Origin of the sequence: Mesorhizobium sp. M0898 (assembly GCF_040319695.1) — a bacterium.
Lineage (GTDB): Bacteria > Pseudomonadota > Alphaproteobacteria > Rhizobiales > Rhizobiaceae > Mesorhizobium.
Genome location: NZ_JAMYOE010000003.1, coordinates 407,876 through 424,166, shown reverse-complemented (window position 1 = coordinate 424,166; position 16,291 = coordinate 407,876). Strand labels below are relative to the sequence as shown.

13 protein-coding genes are annotated in these 16,291 nt (G+C 61.6%); 11 read left to right on the top strand and 2 right to left on the bottom strand.

Translation table 11 applies throughout. The annotated features are described in order from the left end of the window. Window positions 1-157: 157 nt before the first annotated feature. From NKH90_RS07295 to NKH90_RS07265, 7 genes are all read left to right on the top strand, one after another. Window positions 158-1,060, top strand: coding sequence for a GntR family transcriptional regulator (locus NKH90_RS07295; protein ID WP_352474098.1), 903 nt, complete (start codon window positions 158-160; stop codon window positions 1,058-1,060). Window positions 1,061-1,179: 119 nt separating this feature from the next. Then, on the top strand, window positions 1,180-1,536 hold the full coding sequence (locus NKH90_RS07290) for a DUF2946 family protein (protein WP_352474099.1): 357 nt from the start codon (window positions 1,180-1,182) through the stop codon (window positions 1,534-1,536). Between the two features lie 99 nt (window positions 1,537-1,635). After that, window positions 1,636-2,172, top strand: a complete 537-nt coding sequence (locus NKH90_RS07285) for a copper chaperone PCu(A)C (RefSeq protein ID WP_352818382.1) — start codon at window positions 1,636-1,638, stop codon at window positions 2,170-2,172. A gap of 25 nt (window positions 2,173-2,197) precedes the next feature. Next, a complete protein-coding gene (locus tag NKH90_RS07280) occupies window positions 2,198-2,716 on the top strand; it encodes a YcnI family copper-binding membrane protein (RefSeq protein WP_352818379.1) in 519 nt (172 codons plus the stop codon). Window positions 2,717-2,772: 56 nt separating this feature from the next. Beyond that, complete coding sequence (locus NKH90_RS07275; RefSeq protein ID WP_352818376.1) at window positions 2,773-4,398, top strand: copper resistance CopC/CopD family protein; 1,626 nt, start codon at window positions 2,773-2,775, stop codon at window positions 4,396-4,398. A gap of 140 nt (window positions 4,399-4,538) precedes the next feature. Next, complete coding sequence (gene gnd, locus NKH90_RS07270; protein WP_352818373.1) at window positions 4,539-5,963, top strand: NADP-dependent phosphogluconate dehydrogenase; 1,425 nt, start codon at window positions 4,539-4,541, stop codon at window positions 5,961-5,963. A 187-nt stretch (window positions 5,964-6,150) separates the two neighbouring features. Continuing rightward, complete coding sequence (locus NKH90_RS07265; RefSeq protein WP_352456797.1) at window positions 6,151-6,381, top strand: hypothetical protein; 231 nt, start codon at window positions 6,151-6,153, stop codon at window positions 6,379-6,381. A 149-nt stretch (window positions 6,382-6,530) separates the two neighbouring features. Here the strand turns inward: NKH90_RS07265 and NKH90_RS07260 are convergent, their stop codons facing one another. Beyond that, window positions 6,531-10,163: an SIR2 family protein gene (locus NKH90_RS07260; RefSeq protein ID WP_352818370.1), complete on the bottom strand. Its 3,633-nt coding sequence runs from the start codon at window positions 10,161-10,163 to the stop codon at window positions 6,531-6,533. Between the two features lie 398 nt (window positions 10,164-10,561). Next, window positions 10,562-11,611 (bottom strand): LacI family transcriptional regulator, encoded by a 1,050-nt coding sequence (locus NKH90_RS07255; RefSeq protein WP_352818367.1) that lies wholly within the window; start codon window positions 11,609-11,611, stop codon window positions 10,562-10,564. 393 nt (window positions 11,612-12,004) lie between these two features. Between NKH90_RS07255 and NKH90_RS07250 the strand changes: the two genes are divergently transcribed. The 4 genes from NKH90_RS07250 (at window position 12,005) to NKH90_RS07235 (ending at window position 16,284) form a co-directional block, all read left to right on the top strand. Beyond that, window positions 12,005-13,243: an ABC transporter substrate-binding protein gene (locus tag NKH90_RS07250; RefSeq protein WP_352456792.1), complete on the top strand. Its 1,239-nt coding sequence runs from the start codon at window positions 12,005-12,007 to the stop codon at window positions 13,241-13,243. Window positions 13,244-13,350: 107 nt separating this feature from the next. Beyond that, window positions 13,351-14,244, top strand: coding sequence for a carbohydrate ABC transporter permease (locus NKH90_RS07245; protein WP_352474879.1), 894 nt, complete (start codon window positions 13,351-13,353; stop codon window positions 14,242-14,244). Beyond that, on the top strand, window positions 14,237-15,166 hold the full coding sequence (locus NKH90_RS07240; protein ID WP_352818362.1) for a carbohydrate ABC transporter permease: 930 nt from the start codon (window positions 14,237-14,239) through the stop codon (window positions 15,164-15,166). Before NKH90_RS07245 ends, NKH90_RS07240 begins: the two co-directional genes overlap by 8 nt. A gap of 5 nt (window positions 15,167-15,171) precedes the next feature. Next, on the top strand, window positions 15,172-16,284 hold the full coding sequence (locus tag NKH90_RS07235) for an ABC transporter ATP-binding protein (protein ID WP_352448362.1): 1,113 nt from the start codon (window positions 15,172-15,174) through the stop codon (window positions 16,282-16,284). The last annotated feature ends 7 nt before the right edge of the window (window positions 16,285-16,291 follow it).

Genomic DNA, 16,291 nt, shown 5'->3' with positions numbered 1-16,291 from the left:
GTTTTTTCGCCAGAGCGCGACGCGTCTTTTGGATGCGAGAAGTAGGCTCTACAACCAAAACTAGCGTTGCGCATGATGTTTTCCGAAAAGGTACCGGTTTCATGCGCGAGAAACGCTTCACACTGGCCGCAAACGCCGATGCGCCACGGGGCAGGGGATGTCGAAGAGCAACAACGTTTACAAGGACGCCTATAATCGCGGTCTGAGGCTGCTCGACGAAACCAGGAGCCTGCCTTCGGAGCCGGAGCTGGGTACGCTGCTCGGCGTCAGCCGCACGACGGTCCGCACTATCCTTGCGCGCATGGAAGAAACCGGGCTGATCGACTGGAACAAGCGCAGCAAGACGGTCCTGCGCGAACCACGACCGGACGATTTCTTCCCCGAGGAAGAAACCGACACGCTGGCCGAGATCATCGAGCGCTCCTTCATGCGGCGGCTGCTTGCCAGCGGTGCCGAAGCCGGCATGCAGATCAACGAGCTCGAACTGGCGCGTGAGATCGGCGTCGGCACCACCAGCGTGCGCGAATTCCTGATCCGCTTCTCGCGCTTCGGGCTGATCGAGAAGCGCCGCAACAGCCACTGGGTGCTGAAAGGCTTTACCCGCGCCTTCGCGCTGGAGTTGACCGAAATCCGCGAGATGTTCGAACTGCGCTCGGCCGCAGCCTTTGCCGCTCTGCCCGAGGACAGCCCGGTGTGGACCGACCTCGACCGCCTGGAAGACGAGCATCACCGGCTGGAGCGCGAGATCGCCGTGCGCTTCAACGAATTCTCCGAGCTAGACGAGCGCTTTCACCGGCTGATCCATCGGGCGTCGCACAACCGCTTCATCGTCGATTTCTACGACGTCATCGCCATGATCTTCCACTACCACTACCAGTGGAACAAGGCGCAGGAGCGCGAGCGCAACGAAGTCGCGGTCCAGGAGCATCTCGCCTATATCGCCGCGCTCAAATCGCGCGATCTCGCCAAGGTCGACGCCGCCTGCCGCAAGCACCTGAAATCGGCCCGCCAAACGCTGCTGACGTCCATTCCCGAGGGCAGGCAGCCGCAACGCGCGTGATTGTGTTGTGTTGCCGCAGCAACGTTTTGGCGATTTTCCGGCCGCCGGCTCCGTGCTAGAGAGCTGACGTTGCTGCGTGAAGAGGCTGGTTCTTGACCATACGCCGGAGACGATGGAGCATGCCGGTCGCGTTCGCCGCGGCGTGGCTTTTCATGCTCCAGTCGATATTCGGCGCGTTTGCTTCCGGCGTCGCGCCGAACGCCTCGCAATTCGATGCTTTTGGCAACACGATCTGCACCCATGACGGTGCGGCGCAACTCCCCGCCGGCGATCCGCATCAGCAGCACATGCCGGCTTGCTGCATGCTTGGCTGCAATCTCGTTTCGGCGGTCTACGCGCCGCTGGATGCAGGCGGGAGCCTGGCTCGCAGCCTTTCCATCGAAACCATCGCCTTTTTCCTGCCGGCCTTCCGGCATCGCGATTTCGCCCGCGCCCGCACTCCGTCCAATCCGCGTGCACCACCGGCGACGGCCTGATCCGTTCTGGTTCGCGCCGCGCAACGCTTTGCCGGCGCGTTTATCGACATCGTTCGCGACCGGCCATCGGCGCGATCCCCTAAAGTCCACGGAGCAATCATGTCTCACTCTTTTCGCGCTGCCGCATCCAGCCGCAGGCGCTTCTCACTGGGTAGTTTCGAGCAGCGTCTCGGCATCGCCCTTTGCGTTCTTGCCCTCCTGTTCGCCAGCGCCCAGACGGTGTTGGCACACGAGTTCAAGCTTGGCGATCTCGAGATCGGGCACCCCTGGTCGCGCGCCACACCAGCCGGCGCCAAGGTGGCCGGCGGCTACTTCACCATCACCAACACCGGCAGTGCGGCGGATCGCCTGCTGTCGATCACCTCCGACATTTCGGCCAAGGCCGAACTGCACGAGATGGGCGTCAGCAATGGCGTCATGACCATGCGGCCGGTCACCGGCGGCCTCGAAATCCCGGCTGGCGGCAAGGTCGCGCTGGCGCCTAACGGCTATCATTTGATGTTCATGGATTTGAAGCGGCAGCCCAAGGAGGGCGAAACGTTCTCCGCCACGCTGACCTTCGAAAAAGCCGGGCCCGTGCAGATTGAATTCGCCGTGCAAGGCATCGGCAGCGCGGCGCCCCAGGACGACGACTGACTTGGCCGCTTCGAGAGGTACCATCATGAAGAAATCTCTTTTGCCCGGCTGCGTGCTTCTTGTCCTCGGGACCAGCGCGGCCTTTGCCCACATCACGCTCGAAACGCCGGAGGCGGCGGTGGGCTCGACCTACAAGGCGGTTCTTCGGGTGCCGCATGGCTGCGAGGGCAAGGCAACGACCGCCGTGCGCGTGCAGATCCCGGAAGGGGTGCTTTCGGTCAAACCGATGCCGAAGCCGGGTTGGACGCTGCAGGTCAAGAACGGCAAATACGAGAAGTCCTATCAGCTCTACGGCCAGGCAGTGACCAGCGGCGTCAAGGAGGTCGACTGGAGCGCCGGCAGCCTGCCGGACGAATTCTACGACGAATTCGTCTTTCGCGCGACACTGGCGGCGGATCTGCCGGCAGGCCAGATGCTGCATTTCCCGGTGGTGCAGGAATGTGACGGCGTTGCCGATCGCTGGATCGAAATTCCGGCGGCCGGGCAGGCTGAGGACGCGCTGGAATTTCCGGCGCCCGGCCTCAAGCTGCTGCCGAAGAAGTGATCCTTACGCGGCGCGCTCTATCCGAAAGAGCGCGCCGCTGTCTTTGTGGCGGTGACATGAGCGCGGCATCCATCGTGCGAACGGCCTGCACAACCGGCCGGCTTGCCATCGGCCTGCTGGCCGCGATTGTGCTGCTTGCCACCATTGCCGCGCCAAACGCAGCCTTCGCCCATGCGGCGCTGATCAAGGCCGAGCCGGCTGACGGTGCGGTGCTGGCGCAGAGCCCGTCGCAGATGTCGCTGACCTTCAGCGAGCCGGTTTCGCCGCTGGTGCTGACACTGGTGCGGCCCGACGGGACGTCGATCCCGCTGAGCTCTTTCCGGCTCAGTGGCCAGACTGTCGAGATCGACAATCCGCAGGCGCTGACGTCGGGCACGCATGTGCTGAGCTGGCGGGTAATCTCCGCCGACGGCCATCCGGTCGGCGGCTCGGTGCTGTTCTCGGTCGGTGCGCCGAGTGCTGCGCCGGCCGCCTCCGAAGCTGTCGACCGGGCGCTTCGAACGGCGATCTGGATCGGCAAGGTTTTTCTATACATCGGCCTGTTTTTCGGTGTCGGCGGTGCCTTTGCGCTAGGCTGGCTGGCGCAAGGCGGCCGATCCGGCCAGAACATGATCGTCGCCGCGATCCTGTGCGGGCTGGCCGCCGCACTTTTGTCGCTCGGTTTCCAGGGGCTGGATGCACTCGGCGCCCCGCTTGCCCGGCTGGCGCAGCCGGTCATCTGGCAGACCGGGCTTGGAACCAGCTTCGGCTGGACGGTGCTGATCGCGCTGATGGCGCTCGGCCTGAGCCTATTATCGCTGGTCATGCCGCCCGCCGACGCAAAGCCGCTGGCCTTGGCCGGACTGGTTGGCGTTGGCGCAGCACTTGCCGCCAGCGGGCATGCCAGTGCCGCCGAGCCGCAATGGCTGACCCGGCCGATGGTGTTTCTGCACGCCACTGGTATCGCGATTTGGTCCGGGGCGCTGGCGCCGCTCGGTCTTGCCTTGAAACGGCAGCCGGACAAAGCCGGGCCGTTGCTGCGCCGGTTTTCGCGAGCGATCCTGTTCGTCGTGGCCGTGCTTGCGGCAGCCGGCATCGTGCTCGCCGCTATCCAGGTGCAGACGCTGCCGGCGCTGGTCCACACCGCTTATGGCCGGCTGCTGCTGATCAAGCTGGTGCTGCTCGTCTTTCTGTTCACGCTTGCCGCCGTCAACCGCTTTAAGCTCACGGCCCCGGCCGAGGCAGGAAATACCGAGGTCCAGAGGCGGCTGGCCCGCTCGATCGCCATCGAGGTGCTGATCGTGGTGGCGATCTTCGGCGTTGCCTCCGGCTGGCGCTTCACGCCGCCGCCGCGCGCGCTGGCTATCGCCGCCGCACAGCCGGCATCGGTCCATATCCACACGCTGCAAGCGATGGCCGACCTCAGCATTGCGCCCGGCCACGCCGGGCCTGTTGCCGCCTCGATCTTCATCATGACCGGCGATTTCGGCCCGCTCGACGCCAAGCAGGTGACGCTGGTGCTGTCAAAGCCCGATTCCGGCATCGAGCCCATCAAGCGCCCGGCGACCAAGCCCGGCGACGGCACCTGGCGCGTCGACGATCTCGTCATTCCGGTCCCCGGCCGGTGGACGGCGCGGCTCGATATCCTGGTCTCGGATTTCGACATGGTGAAGATAGAGGCGCCGATCGACATCAGGCCGTGACGAGAGCGCTGGCCCACGCAAGACAATTCGGCGAGGCGGTTGACGCGGCCGCGAACCCCCGTCAATCATCGTCATCAAGAATGGGCATCCAACCCAATCGCCGGCTCAAACCAACAAGATCCGAAAGCAGGGAAGAAACAATGGAAAAAGCCGAAATCGGCCTGATCGGCCTTGGCACGATGGGCTCCAACCTGGCGCTCAACATCGCCGAGAAGGGGCACCGCATCGCCGTCTTCAACCGCACGGCGGCGCGCACCGATGCCTTTGTCGAAAATGCCGGCGCGCTCAGGGATAGGGTGGTGCCTTGCTACAGCCTCGAGGAACTGGCCGCCGCGATCCGGCCGCCGCGGCCGATCATCATCATGGTGCTGGCCGGCAAGCCGGTCGACGAGCAGATCGCAGCATTGCGCTGCGTGCTGTCGGCCAACGACATCGTCATCGACGCCGGCAATGCCAATTTCCGCGATACGATGCGGCGCTTCTCCGAGCTTACCGATTCGGGCCTGACCTTCATCGGCATGGGCGTGTCCGGCGGCGAGGAGGGCGCACGCCACGGTCCCTCGATCATGGTCGGCGGTACCGAAGAGTCCTGGAAGCGCGTCGAAAAAGTGCTGACCGCGATCTCGGCCAAGTTCAAGGGCGAGCCTTGCGCGGCGTGGCTTGGCACCGACGGCGCCGGCCATTTCGTCAAGACCATCCACAACGGCATCGAATATGCCGACATGCAGATGATCGCCGAGATCTACGGCATCTTGCGCGACGGGCTCGGCATGGGGCCGAAAGAGATCGCTGAGGTGTTTTCCCAGTGGAACACGGGCAGGCTCAATTCGTACCTGATCGAGATCACCGCCAAGGTGCTGGCCGCCGACGATCCCAAGACCGGCAAACCGGTGGTCGACATCATCCTCGACCGCGCCGGCCAGAAAGGCACCGGCAAATGGTCGGTGATCGAGGCGCAGCAGCTCGGCATCCCGGCCACCGCGATCGAGGCGGCTGTGGCGGCACGCGTACTGTCGTCGATCAAGGACGAGCGGCTTGCCGCCGAAAAGGTCTATGCCGGCGGCGTGAGCAAGATTTCCGGAGACAGGGACGCCCTGCTCGCCGATCTCGAGCTGGCTCTGTTTGCTGGCAAGATCGCCGCCTACGCGCAAGGCTTCGCGGTGATGAGCGGCGCGTCGAAGGAATTCAACTGGAACCTGCCGATGCCGGTCATCGCCAAGATATGGCGGGCCGGCTGCATTATCCGCTCGCAATTGCTGGATACGATGGCGGAGGCCTTCGGCGGCGGCGGCGCAGCCACCAACCTGTTGATGGCGCCGGCTTTCGTCTCATTGATGCAGGAGGCGCATCCGTCACTTCGCCGTGTCGTCGCAAGGGCGGCCGAAGCCGGCTCGCCGGTGCCGGCCCTGTCATCTGCACTTGCCTATTTCGACAGTTACCGGCAGGGCCGCGGCACTTCGAACCTGATCCAGGCGCAGCGCGATTTCTTCGGCGCGCACGGCTTCGAGCGCATCGATGGGCAGGGCGCTTTCCATGGGCCCTGGGGGAGCGGAGCGGGCGGCTAGCGCCGCGACTTGGACCTAGAGTCCAATTTTGCGGTTGTCAGAAGGCAGATATCTCCAGCCACCAACTGGGTGTCGGTTCGCGCCAGGAACCTGCTATGCCGGTAGAGACGATTGACGGTCTCATCGGTATCGGCGGAGCCGCGAATCTGTGGTAAGCCGCCGCTCAACCAACCAAAGGACGACACCTGTGAGCGAACCGACCGTGGCCCAGGCGACCGAAAGTATCTATGCCTCGCTGCGGGCGGATAATGCCGACATCGACGTACATATCGCGACGCTTAAAGCGGCGCTGACACGAGAAGGGATAAAACAGGCGGTGTTCGATCCGACCAAGTTGGCGCAGAACAACCGCTCGGGGCGCAAGTTGATGCAGGCCTATTTTCGGCAGCGCGGCGTGAGCGTGAGGTTTTCGGACTAGTAGAGCCGCGCGCGGGTGATCTCAAGCGCGCCGTTGGGAGTTCTCGGGCCGGTCCGGCGGTTCGCCATCTGGACGTCGGGACTGCGCCTCAAGTCGGACGTTGAGTTCTCAATTCCGCTCGCTGTAAGCAGCCCTTCGAAGAAATGAAGTCAGCTTCGCTCGACCAGATCGATGAGTCGCAAGTAGCGAGGGTCTGAGGTTAGCGCCGGATTTGTCTCGGCGACTACAGCCAGCACTTTCGGCAACTCGTAGGGTGGCCGAGTGATGACCTGGGGCGTGACGGCGTTCATCAGATCGAGAGTCGCTTCGGGGAAGCGTGTCGTGAGCGGTTCTTCATCGTTGATCTCTCGGGTGAATCGATAGAACGGATGGTCATTCGTCTCCACAGGCACCAAGAACTTCTTCACGGCTCCATACACGGCTGGAAAGCTGTCGCCTGTGTCATCGAGAAGGCCAATCCAAGCTCTCATCGACGCCGAGGTGCGGAACCTGCGTTCCCTGGGCCAGACCTCGTTGATGAACGGGACGACAAGCTCGGTCCAGCCATTTTCGTTTTTCTGGCCAACCTCACCAAGCCAGAAGATGAACCGGTTCCGAGACTCATCAGCCATGGACCGCAGCACGGTGCGCATCTCTCGTCTGGTCAAACCGTCTGGCTGATCAGGGCGAAAGACACGCATGAAGCCGAGCCACTGCGCCGCAACATTCGAGAGGTCAGGATCCCAAGAAAATCCATCGATCCATGGGAAGAGGTCAGTCAGCAGAGGCTTGATGATCTCTGCTAAAGGCGGCCATGGCACTTGTCCGCCGTGAAGGAACCCGTTCCATGCCGGTTCCGAGGCTGGGTGATCGAACGCCAACATGGGAATGAGGCGTTCCTGGGCCCAAATGGGATCGACGTATACGAGCCAGTTCAGTCTCCTCATCGCAATCGACACAGCGTGATCCGAACCGTCACTAGGTGCTGCGAAGAGGCGCTCGACGCGAATCTTGATGTACTCGGCAATCAATGATCCTGCTTGTTGGGTCTCTTCAGGCACAGCATGGAAAAGCGCCTCTGTACACATTCCCAGGGGGCCGTTGATTGCATGATCGACGGTTCGCCTAGACCGTTCGACGATTTCGTCGCCTTGGCGAACCTCACCAAGACCACTCTCTGCGGCGTCCGCTCCACCGCTCAGAATGCCGTCAACGATGTGATCGTAGACGGGCCAACCAAGACCATCGTCGAACTCAAGCACCGACACGAGTTTCTGTTCGAGCCAACGCCCCAGGGTGTGTCGCAACTCCGCGATCACGCTATGCGGCAGTCGGGCCAGCCTGTGGAGGAACACACGTCTCAGCCGAGGTGAGATATCCTCGGGCAGATCGTCAATCATGGACGACCAGAACGTCTGTGGGTATTCGCCCGCCTTTCCGGCGACGGTCAGCGCAGACAGCGCCGTCGCCGGTCTGGTTTTCACAAGCCCGGTGAACGAGCGCTTCTCGGTGAAGCTGCCGAAGTCGCGCTTGAAGTCATCCTTTGCCCGAGGCACGATCTCGTTTACTGGAAGGTCCAGAAGCGCGTCCGGCGTCTCATCTGTCCCGACCCAGCCAACATGCGAGCCTCTTTGGGTGACCGTCGAGGTCGCCCACCCATCGTTCCATCGCGGAATGCCTTCTATGATATCTACGAGCCGAGCCATATGGTCGGCTGAAAGAACGCAACCCTGTAGTTCAAGGTATCTGCCGTACCGTGCTGCGAACCCGTCTCGTACGGCGAGATACTCTTCATCTGACCAATGGGAGAGTTGATCAGGACCGGCCAGAATGCGCTCGGTCAGTCGATCCTGGTGCTCCGGCGAAAATTCGGGCCACCTGTCCGCAAGTAGGAACAGAAACTCCCGGACGACATCGATGTCCCAGAACGATGCCTGATCGAAGGCCAGCACGGCCTCGGCAACGTGGTCGGCATCGAAGACGTGACTTTTGGCGAAAGCATACAGCTTGAGTTTGCGGAAGAAGTACCTGTCCGATTCAGGCCAGGTCGTGGCGTGGGCATTGGCCAAATCTGGTCGACGGTCAGCGATCCGGTCGAATAGCTGGATGAACAACGTCATGGCTTCCGACGCTTTCGCAACGTGTTCTCGGCCATTGACCTCTCGGTCTGGGTAACAGGTGGGCGTCTGAAAGTAGACCGTCTCGATATCCGCGAGCAGGCCGGAGGCAACGGCAAGCTGGTCTTCCAGGATGCCGAACACTCGAGGCAATGCCTCATTAGGCACCTCTAGGTGCTCGTTATGCCGTTCAAGAAACTTGATCTCGAACTGGCCAAGATCACTGAGACGGATGTCGTCCCAAGTTGCCGTCGGCGGTCTGGAACTGCCGAGGCCAAACGCAGGTCTGATATCGACCCTGGGAGTGGAGGCTTGTCGAAGATCGCGCAGAACGCTGGACGTCCAGCCTTCGATGGCAATCCTTTTCTTAAGGTCGAACCAGTTGCCGTCCCAATGGCGGTTACGAGGGTCGCGATGGTGCTCTAGAATCAAATTCCAGACATGGCGAGTACGCTCATGGAGGGCCGCTGAATGTTCAATACGCCATTCGATTTGTTGCAGCAGTCGCGGATGCAGCCCGTTTTGGCGGATGGCCCACCACGCCAACACAGGGCTGTTGATAGACTTACCTATCCAGGTGATGAGATGCCATAGTCTGACCGGGATTGCCTCAAAGCCATCGGCTTGCCTTCCACCGAGGCGATGGAGCTCGTGCGGATTGTCATCCCCTGGCCGCCAAACAAGAAGGTTGTCGTTGCTGACGCCTTGCCGACGATCCTCTTCCGAGATGTTTTCCAAATCGTCATTGAGCCCATAGGCAAGTCTTGGATCGAACGTCTCAGCGTGTTTTCCGTAGCCACTGCTCTGCTTAGCAGACCGAACGTTCGCATCCATTACGCATACCCATTCCGGATGGGGTGCGGGTTCGGTTTCTGAGAATAATCTTGTGCCCTGCACGGAACGAAGCACATGGGCAACTTGACCGCGTTGGTGAGGAGCTATCTCCTTCGGGTCCTGTCGGCCGGCCGCTATCACGGATGCCCGCCATTGACGTGGATCGTCGGCGCGATCTGCCCAAGCTTCCATCGTTGTCCACAGATGGGCATGATCTGTATACGCTATGGCCGTTACGCCTCGATCAAGCCACTTGGCTTCGATATCTTCAGGCGACCCCCGATCAAACGCATAGAGACGAGAGCGATCATAAAGCCCGTCGTGGTTGAGCCCCTGGAGCAGATATCTGATCGGCGGGTCCTCGGCCTGATAGCCAACAAGGACTACGGTGTAGCGGCTCAGCAAGTTTCTGATGAAATTGGTCGCCCATCCTTCAGAAAGATAAGCGCGACCGAAGTCTGCGCTACTCAATACATAGGGATGATGTGCGGAACTTACGTCTGATAACCTGCCATGCAGGTAAGTGATGCCCTCTATCGTCGTTCCGAAGGCAAGGTCAGGGAATGCGGGAGGGACGTGGTAGATCATCTCTCCGGCGGGCGTTCCTGTTTCGAATAAAAGATCGAAATTGGTTGTGACGATCTGCGGCGCGCCGCTCTGGTTCGAGGATATCCGTTTGATTAGACGGTGCTCTCGTCCAACCTCATCGGCTGATGGGGGAGCACTGAGCCGTTCAGTGACTAGAGCGTTCACCTCGTCCTTGCCGTACTCCTGGTGTAGCAGGTTGAAGATTTGATCCAGCGGCACATTCGCGCCCGACGGGTCATCCAGCCACGGCTGGAAAGCGGACATGATCTCTGTGTCCTCGGGAGGATCGAAGAATTCGATTACATGTTGGGTGAGACCGATGAAACTGGGCATACCCGAGGGCAATGAAACACCCGCCCCGCAAAGGAACACGACGCGACCAGCGTCAGCTCGTTCTAAAAGGATGTCAGGTATGGCGGGTCCGTCGGAATGGAATCTCATGGCCCCATAATATCGACGGCAGTTGTGGCTGCCAAATATTCAGGTGCAACGGTGGAGGTCCGATTCAATGACATCCTCTGCCGCAAGCTGCCAGTCAGCTCACGGCCCCAAGGTAGCCAGTCAGCAGCGCGCATTTTGCAGCCAAGTGGAATCACTTGGCGTCGCAGAAATGCGGCTAAGACAAATAGATGGAGCCCAGTTCAATTTGAACATATCCCGCTCTAATCGGAGCGGCGATAGGCCTGCACTTCGCCCGGCTCGCTCAGGCTTTGCAGGGTGCCGGGTGCGGCGCCGCCGATCCAGCCCAGCACCGAGCGGGCGAGTTCGGCGCCGGCCAGCCGGAAGTTCTCGTTGACGACCAGCAATTCGCTGCGAAACAGGTGCAGAAGCTCCGACGATTGTTTGGACACCACATCGACATCGCGGCCAAGCTTGAGGCCGGCGTCTTCGATGCCGGCGACGATGGCGAGCGTCGCGGCGGCGGCGCTGCTGATGAAACCGTCCGGGCGGTTTTCGCGGCGCATCAGCTGCGCGGTCCGCATTCTGATCTGCTCGATCGAATGATCGATCGAAACGGTGTTGAACGGAATCTCGCTGGCGCCGACCTCGCTCAGCGCATCGGCAAAGCCGGCGAGCGTGTGGCCGTGATAGGTCAGCTCGACCGGCGGCGCCAACAGAGCCAGGCGGCGGCGGCCGAGGCCGGCCAGATGGCGCACTGCCTCGGCTGCGAAAGCGTAATTGTCGAAATCATGGTAGGGATGGATCAGCCCCATATCGGTGCGGCCATGCGTGGCAAAGGGGATGCCGCGCTCCAGCATATAACGGGCCCTCGGATCGTTCGGCTGCGTGCGCGAAATGATGACGCCGTCGGCTGAACCGGTTTCCACGAGGTAGCGGATCGGGTCGAGCGGATCCTGCGAGCGCGAGTAGGGTGTCACGATCAAATGGTAGGGCGTGTCGGCTATGACTTCGGAAACGCCGTAGATGATATCCGAGACAAAGCTCATGATCTCGTGCTCGGTGTTGAGCACCAGGCTGATGACATTGGTCTTGCCGGTGCGCAGGCGGACGCCGGCACGGTTGGGCCGATAACCGATCTGCTTGGCGACAAGCTGGACGCGCCGCCTGGTCTCGGCGCCGATCTCGGGCGCGTCCTTCAGCGCGCGCGACACGGTGGTGACGCCCAGCCCGGTCATGAAGGCGAGCGTCTTTAGTGTCGGCCGGCCCGGGCCCGACGCTTCGTCGGCCTTCTCTTTTTGATGCCTGTTCATTCATCCCGCCCCGTCAGGCGCATAGCAGTTGCCGGGCAGGCCGGCAATCGGCCGGCCGCGGGTTCGCCGCGGGCCCTCACTGAATGAAACCGCTATATACTGAAACGTTACAGATTGTCACGACCATCGCCATATCACTGGTGTCAGATGCAGAACGAGCGGTGCTGCAGTCGGTGCAAAACCGTGATTGGAACGGGCTTTTCCGATTTTTTGGCGTCGCAGCATTCCATTTTGCAGTGCAACCCCTCTTGTTGCGATGCGGTAGGCCGACGCGCCGTGCGATTTTATTCGCGCTTCGAAAAAACTTGATGCCACCTTCGCCTGAGGGGTTGCGCGCCTCAAGCAATTGCCGTATCGAAAATCTGTAACGTTTCAGATTCTGGGAGGAACGAAATGCGATACCAACTCATGACTGCTGCGCTGGCTGCGACGGTCGCGCTGCAATTTGCCGGCCCGGCGGCCGCGACGGATCTGGAAGTCACCCATTGGTGGACCTCCGGCGGCGAGGCGGCAGCGGTCGCCGAACTCGCCAAGGCTTTCGACGCAACCGGCAATCACTGGGTTGACGGCGCCATCGCCGGCTCCGGCGGTACGGCGCGGCCGATCATGATCAGCCGCATCACCGGCGGCGACCCGATGGGCGCGACCCAGTTCAATCACGGCCGGCAGGCGGAAGAATTGGTGCAGGCCGGGCTGATGCGCGACCTCACCGATCTCGCCACCAAGGAAAAGTGGACGGAAATCGTGCAGCCGAAGAGCCTGCTCGACGGCTGTACCCTCGACGGCAAGATCTATTGCGTGCCGGTCAACATCCACTCCTGGCAGTGGCTGTGGCTGTCGAACGCGGCCTTCGAAAAAGCCGGCGTGCCGGTGCCGAAGAACTGGAATGAATATGTCGCTGCCGCGCCCGCGCTTGAAAAGGCAGGCATCCAGCCGCTAGCGGTCGGCGGCCAGCCCTGGCAGGCCTCCGGCGCTTTCGACGTGCTGCTTGCGGCGGTCGGCGGCACCGACGCCTTCCTCAAGGTCTACAAGGACAAGGACGCGGAATTCGCCGCTGGGCCCGAGGTCGCCAAGGTCTTCAAGGCCGCGGACGACGCCCGCAAGATGGCCAAGAACACCAATGTGCAGGACTGGAACCAGGCCACCAATCTGGTCATCACCGGCAAGGCGGGCGGCCAGATCATGGGTGACTGGGCGCAGGGCGAGTTCCAGGTTGCCGGCCAGACCGCCGGCAAGGACTATACTTGCCTTCCGGGCCTCGGTCTCAACGAGGTCATCGCCACCGGCGGCGACGCTTTCTACTTCCCGCTGCTGAAGGATCCCGAAAAATCGAAGGCACAGGAAGTGCTGGCCCACACGCTGCTCGATCCCAAGACGCAGGTCGCCTTTAATCTCAAGAAAGGTTCGCTGCCGGTGCGCGGCGACGTCGACCTCAAGGCGGCGAACGACTGCATGAAGAAGGGGCTCGAAATTCTCGCCAAGGGCAATGTCATGCCCTGGACCGACCAGCTGCTTTCGCAGGATACGCAGAAGCAGAAGGAGGATCTTTTCTCCGAGTTCTTCGCCAAGCAGGACATGACCGTGGAAGATGCGCAGAAGCGCTTCGCCGCCATTGTCGGTTCGGCCGATTGAGCGATCGACCAACCACTTCACTCCCGCCCCTGCGAGCGCAGGGTCGGGAGCTCGGGTCAAGGCCTCTTGACCCTCCGGCCCTTACCCGATCCAGCGCGGCTGTGCAGATGAGCAAGAGCGAACGCCCTAGCCAACTCTTTCGCAACCTCAATGCGAAGATCGCCTCGATCCCAATGATCCTCACCGCGCTGGTGATCTTTGTCGGCGGCAGCGCGTGGACGGTGCTTTATTCCTTCACCAGTTCGAAGCTGCTGCCACGGCTGAATTTCGTCGGGCTCGACCAGTACTACCGGCTGTGGTCGGTGCCGCGCTGGCTGGTCTCGATCGAGAACCTGCTGATCTACGGCGTGCTGTCGCTGCTGTTCTCGCTGGTGATCGGCTTCCTGCTTGCCGCCCTGCTCGACCAGAAGATCCGGTTCGAGGACACGTTCCGGACCATTTTCCTCTATCCCTTCGCCCTCTCCTTCATCGTCACCGGTCTCGTCTGGCAGTGGTTGCTCAACCCCGAGTTCGGTGTCCAGGGAGTGGTGCGCAGCCTCGGCTGGACGAGCTTCAGCTTCAATCCGCTCTATGATTCCAGCATCGTCATCTACGGCATATTGATCGCCGCTCTCTGGCAGGGCACCGGGCTCATCATGTGCCTGATGCTGGCCGGCCTGCGCGGGATCGACGAGGATATCTGGAAGGCAGCGCGGGTCGACGGGATACCGACCTGGAAGACCTATCTGTTCATCATCATACCGATGATGCGGCCGGTCTTCATCACCACGCTGGTCATCATCGCTGCCGGTATCGTCAAGATCTATGACCTGGTTGTCGCCCAGACCAGCGGCGGGCCCGGCATCGCCTCCGAAGTCCCGGCCAAATATGTCTATGACTACATGTTCTTCGCCCAGAACCTCGGTCAGGGGTTCGCCGCCTCGACCATGATGCTGCTGTCGGTGATCATCGTCATCGTGCCGTGGGCCTATCTCGAGTTTGGAGGCAAGAAGCGTGTCTGACCATACCGTTTCCTTGCCGGCCGGCGCCGGCGGGCTCGAAGCCTACGGGCCGAGCGGGCCGAAGCCGCGGCATATGTTCTCGCGCCGCAACATCTTCCTCTACGGCACGCTGATCGTGGTGGCGCTCTACTATCTTTTGCCGCTCTATGTGATGGTGGTGACGTCGCTCAAAGGCATGCCCGAGATACGCCTCGGCAACATCTTCTCGCCGCCGATGGAGATCACCTTCGAGCCATGGGTCAAGGCCTGGTCGAGCGCCTGCACCGGGCTCAACTGCGACGGGCTGTCGCGTGGCTTCTGGAATTCGGTGCGCATCACGATCCCGTCGGTGATCCTGTCGATCGCGCTCGCCTCGGTGAACGGCTATGCGCTTGCCAACTGGCGCTTCAAAGGTGCCGACACCTTCTTCATCATCCTGATCGTCGGCGCCTTCATCCCCTATCAGGTGATGATCTATCCGATCGTCATCATCCTGCGCGAAGTCGGCCTTTACGGCAGCCTCAGCGGCCTGGTGATCGTCCATTCCATCTTCGGCATGCCGATCCTCACACTGTTGTTCCGCAACTACTTTACCTCCATGCCGGAGGAGCTGTTCCGGGCAGCGCGTGTCGACGGCGCCGGCTTCTGGGGCATTTATTTCCGCATCATGCTGCCGATGTCGCTGCCGATCTTCGTCGTCGCCATCATCCTGCAGGTGACCGGCATCTGGAACGACTTCCTGTTCGGCGTCGTCTACACCCGCCCCGACACCTATCCGATGACGGTGCAGCTCAACAACATCGTCAACTCGGTGCAAGGCGTGAAGGAATATAACGTCAACATGGCAGCCACCATCCTGACCGGCCTGGTGCCGCTGATCGTCTATTTCCTGTCTGGAAAATTGTTTGTGCGCGGCATCGCCGCCGGCGCGGTGAAAGGATGATGGCGATGAACGCAAACGGCAGCATTGCGGCAAACGGCACCAGCGTCTCGATCCAGAACCTGTCGCTGAATTTCGGTGCGATATCGGTGCTGCAGACGCTCAACCTCGATGTTGCCGAAGGCGAATTCATCGTGCTGCTCGGCCCGTCCGGCTGCGGCAAGTCGACCTTGCTCAACTGCATTGCCGGGCTGCTCGACGTTTCCGAAGGCCGCATCTTCATCAAGGGCAAGAACGTCACCTGGGAAGAGCCCAAGGATCGCGGCATCGGCATGGTGTTCCAGTCCTACGCGCTCTATCCGCAGATGACGGTGGAGAAGAACCTGTCGTTCGGGCTGCGCGTTGCCGGCCTCGCCAAGGACGAGATCGCCAAGCGCATCGCCCGGGCCGCCGAGATCCTGCAGATCGAACCGCTTTTGCATCGCAAGCCGGCGGCGCTGTCCGGCGGCCAGCGCCAGCGCGTGGCGATCGGGCGCGCACTTGTGCGTGACGTCGATGTCTTTCTGTTCGACGAACCGCTCTCCAATCTCGACGCTAAGCTGCGCGCGGAATTGCGCGTCGAAATCAAGCTGCTGCATCGCAAGCTCGAGAACACCATGATCTACGTCACCCACGACCAGATCGAGGCGATGACGCTGGCCGACCGTATCGCAGTGATGAAGGGCGGCGTCATCCAGCAGCTCGATGCGCCGCAGACCATCTATAACCGGCCGGTCAACCGGTTTGTCGCCGGCTTCCTGGGTTCGCCGGCAATGAACTTCCTCGACGGCAGACTGGAGCAAGCGGCAGGCGACTGGCACTTCGTCGCCGAAGATGTGCGGATACCGCTTGCCACCTATGCTTTCGAGAAGGACCCGGTGCCAGGGCCGGCCGTGTTCGGCATCCGCCCCGAGCACGTGGCGTTCAACAGCGGCACGGGATGGCCGTTCGCAGCCACGGCAAATGTCGAGGTCGTCGAGCCCATGGGTTCCGACACGCTGGTCTGGCTGAAGCTCGCCGGCCAGAATTTCACGGTGCGGGTGACAGCCGAGCGCACGCCAAACAACGCCGAGGCGGTCGGCATCGGTTTTGACCCGATGCGCGCCTCGCTTTTCGACGCGGCCACAGGTAACCGCCTCTAGAGCATGA

Coding starts and splice junctions, on each gene's coding strand:
- NKH90_RS07295 (WP_352474098.1), top strand. CDS start 158: ATGTCGAAGAGCAACAACGTTTACAAGGACGCCTATAATCGCGGTCTG.
- NKH90_RS07290 (WP_352474099.1), top strand. CDS start 1,180: ATGCCGGTCGCGTTCGCCGCGGCGTGGCTTTTCATGCTCCAGTCGATA.
- NKH90_RS07285 (WP_352818382.1), top strand. CDS start 1,636: ATGTCTCACTCTTTTCGCGCTGCCGCATCCAGCCGCAGGCGCTTCTCA.
- NKH90_RS07280 (WP_352818379.1), top strand. CDS start 2,198: ATGAAGAAATCTCTTTTGCCCGGCTGCGTGCTTCTTGTCCTCGGGACC.
- NKH90_RS07275 (WP_352818376.1), top strand. CDS start 2,773: ATGAGCGCGGCATCCATCGTGCGAACGGCCTGCACAACCGGCCGGCTT.
- gnd (WP_352818373.1), top strand. CDS start 4,539: ATGGAAAAAGCCGAAATCGGCCTGATCGGCCTTGGCACGATGGGCTCC.
- NKH90_RS07260 (WP_352818370.1), bottom strand. CDS start 10,163: ATGTCCGCTTTCCAGCCGTGGCTGGATGACCCGTCGGGCGCGAATGTG.
- NKH90_RS07255 (WP_352818367.1), bottom strand. CDS start 11,611: ATGAACAGGCATCAAAAAGAGAAGGCCGACGAAGCGTCGGGCCCGGGC.
- NKH90_RS07250 (WP_352456792.1), top strand. CDS start 12,005: ATGCGATACCAACTCATGACTGCTGCGCTGGCTGCGACGGTCGCGCTG.
- NKH90_RS07245 (WP_352474879.1), top strand. CDS start 13,351: ATGAGCAAGAGCGAACGCCCTAGCCAACTCTTTCGCAACCTCAATGCG.
- NKH90_RS07235 (WP_352448362.1), top strand. CDS start 15,172: ATGAACGCAAACGGCAGCATTGCGGCAAACGGCACCAGCGTCTCGATC.